The sequence below is a fragment of the uncultured Lamprocystis sp. genome (assembly GCF_903933125.1).
GTDB lineage: Bacteria > Pseudomonadota > Gammaproteobacteria > Chromatiales > Chromatiaceae > Thiodictyon.
In genome coordinates this window covers 1-1992 of the sequence record NZ_CAIZIZ010000073.1, presented here as the reverse complement: position 1 = coordinate 1992, position 1992 = coordinate 1, and the positions used below count along the sequence as shown (strand labels likewise).

Genomic DNA, 1992 nt, shown 5'->3' with positions numbered 1-1992 from the left:
GCCGGTTTCGTAGGGTGGATAAGCGCAGCGCATCCACCATCGGCCTCGCTGCCGACACGCTGTTGGCGGCGGCCACCCAAATTTGGAACTGCTGGCCGCGGGCCGCTACCAGGGCTTGCGCGGCGGACAGATGGTGACGCTGATCGATGCCCATGCACCGGGGCTGGTGGTGAAGTCGGACGTGGCGCGTCGGCAACTGGATGCCGAGCGGGTGGTCGTCGCTCCTGATCCTGGTCCATTGCCTGGGGCCTTCGCAGAGGGCGGTAGCGGCACGACCACTGGCGCTACGGGGGTGATCGAACCTGGCCTGACCCCGTCGCCCCACCCCCAACCCGCGGCGGCGAAACCCAAGCGCTTCCACGGCACGGCCGTGCTCGACGCCACCCGGGTCGGCCGCGATGCCGGCCGCATTGCCGAGGAGGTCATCGCGCACCTCGCCGGCCTGGTCGGAACCAGGGTCACGGTCACCATCGAGGTCGAGGCCGAGATCCCGGCCGGCGCCTCGGACCATGTGGTGCGCACGGTCACCGAGAACTGCCGGACGCTGAAGTTTACGAGTCAGGGGTTCGAGAAAGAGTAGGCGAGACCAGCGTAAACTACGGCTTAGCTGAGCGACTGGCGCGATCCAACACACCGAGCTGACTATGACCGAGCAAGAGCTTTACGCCGTGATCGCCGAACACGAGGCGGACCGAGTCGAGTTCACTGTCATCGAGCGCAGAGTCTCCCATGCGAAGACATTCGATGCCCAGCCCTGTTTGGGAAGCCAACTGGCGGATCTATCGCAGCCGCTGTTCCTGATCGACTACCGGCTACAGGCAGTTGCCCCGGAAGTGATCGCGGAAAACAACCGCTCGGTCGAGCACCAGCTCGCCTCCTTGCGCTTCTTCGATCTCTCGCATGGATGCCCGACGCATGGTGGAATCCTCTTATTCGGGCTCGACGTTCGTGCGTGGCTGCCAGGTGCCTACATCCAATTTCTGCGCGTGGGAGGAGATTCGCTGGATGCCGAGATCCTCAATGACCAGACCCTATACGGCGACTTGCTCAGCGTCCTGCGCGAGCTTGATGGCGATGCTGAAGCACTACCGCAGCCTGATGCCGATGGCGATGGAGGCGCGCAAGCCCGTGTTCGCACTAAAACCCGCGGATGGAGCCATCGGTGCCCACGGCGAGGCAGTGCGCAATGCCTATAAGGATTTCTTTGCCCTTGGACGACGGATCGCGGATCGCTGCGGTGCGGTTCTCTCCTGATGGAATGCTGATGAGTCAGTTCTCGCTACCATGGCCTTGCGGGTTATGAATTAGTTTTTCCTGGTTGATGCGGGGGGGCTGCCGTGGATCAAGGACCGGGGCTGCGTTACCAGCCGTTCTACTGCGAAGAGAACGCCTGGTGGCTGTGCGCCGACCCGGCGCTGGGACCCGGCGCGCGTCATGTCGTCTTCCTGGTCAGTCGGGCCGGGCGCTGTCCGCTGCTGCACCAGCGCGCGGCGGCGCCGGGGCGGTTGATCGCCTGGGATTATCATGTGGTGGTGGTGGATGGTCAGGGCCGGGTGTGGGATCAGGATAGCCGGCTGCCGCTGCCCAGTCCGGGCATCACCTGGCTGGATGAGACCTTTGCGCTGGCTGATCGGCTGCCGGCGATCTATGCGCCGCGGCTGCGCGTGATTTCAGCCGAAGCCTTTCGGGCGTCCTTTGCCAGCGACCGCCGTCATATGCGCGACCGCCGCGGCCGGTTCCAGCATCCGCCGCCGCCCTGGCCGGCCATCGGTGAGGGGATGAATCTGGTACACTATCTGGACCCGGCGGCGCCCCGTCCGGGACTGGTGTTCGATCTCGCCGCGGCGCGCCGGTGGCTGGTCGATCTGGCGTCCGAGTGAAAGAAGCCTGATCCACTGTCTTTATCGTGAAAGTCGCGCAGCGACCCCGTGGGAGCGGCGTCCCGCCGCGATGGGGCCGGGCAGCGTTCGCAGTCGCCGCGGGACCGCATCG

The 1992-nt window shown here is 65.4% G+C and carries 3 protein-coding genes; all 3 read left to right on the top strand.

Annotation, left to right across the window (positions count from 1 at the left end):
- The first annotated feature begins 82 nt into the window (after window positions 1-82).
- The 3 genes from QZY03_RS03110 (at window position 83) to QZY03_RS03100 (ending at window position 1880) form a co-directional block, all read left to right on the top strand.
- Window positions 83-580 carry a hypothetical protein gene (locus tag QZY03_RS03110; protein ID WP_295578218.1) on the top strand — a complete coding sequence of 166 codons (498 nt, stop codon included), beginning with the start codon at window positions 83-85 and terminating at the stop codon, window positions 578-580.
- A 64-nt stretch (window positions 581-644) separates the two neighbouring features.
- Window positions 645-1196: a hypothetical protein gene (locus QZY03_RS03105; RefSeq protein ID WP_295578216.1), complete on the top strand. Its 552-nt coding sequence runs from the start codon at window positions 645-647 to the stop codon at window positions 1194-1196.
- Window positions 1197-1337: 141 nt separating this feature from the next.
- A complete protein-coding gene (locus QZY03_RS03100) occupies window positions 1338-1880 on the top strand; it encodes a hypothetical protein (protein ID WP_295578213.1) in 543 nt (180 codons plus the stop codon).
- The last annotated feature ends 112 nt before the right edge of the window (window positions 1881-1992 follow it).

Excerpts from the sequence above, each read along its gene's own strand:
- QZY03_RS03105 (WP_295578216.1), top strand. The coding sequence starts at position 645 with ATGACCGAGCAAGAGCTTTACGCCGTGATCGCCGAACACGAGGCGGAC.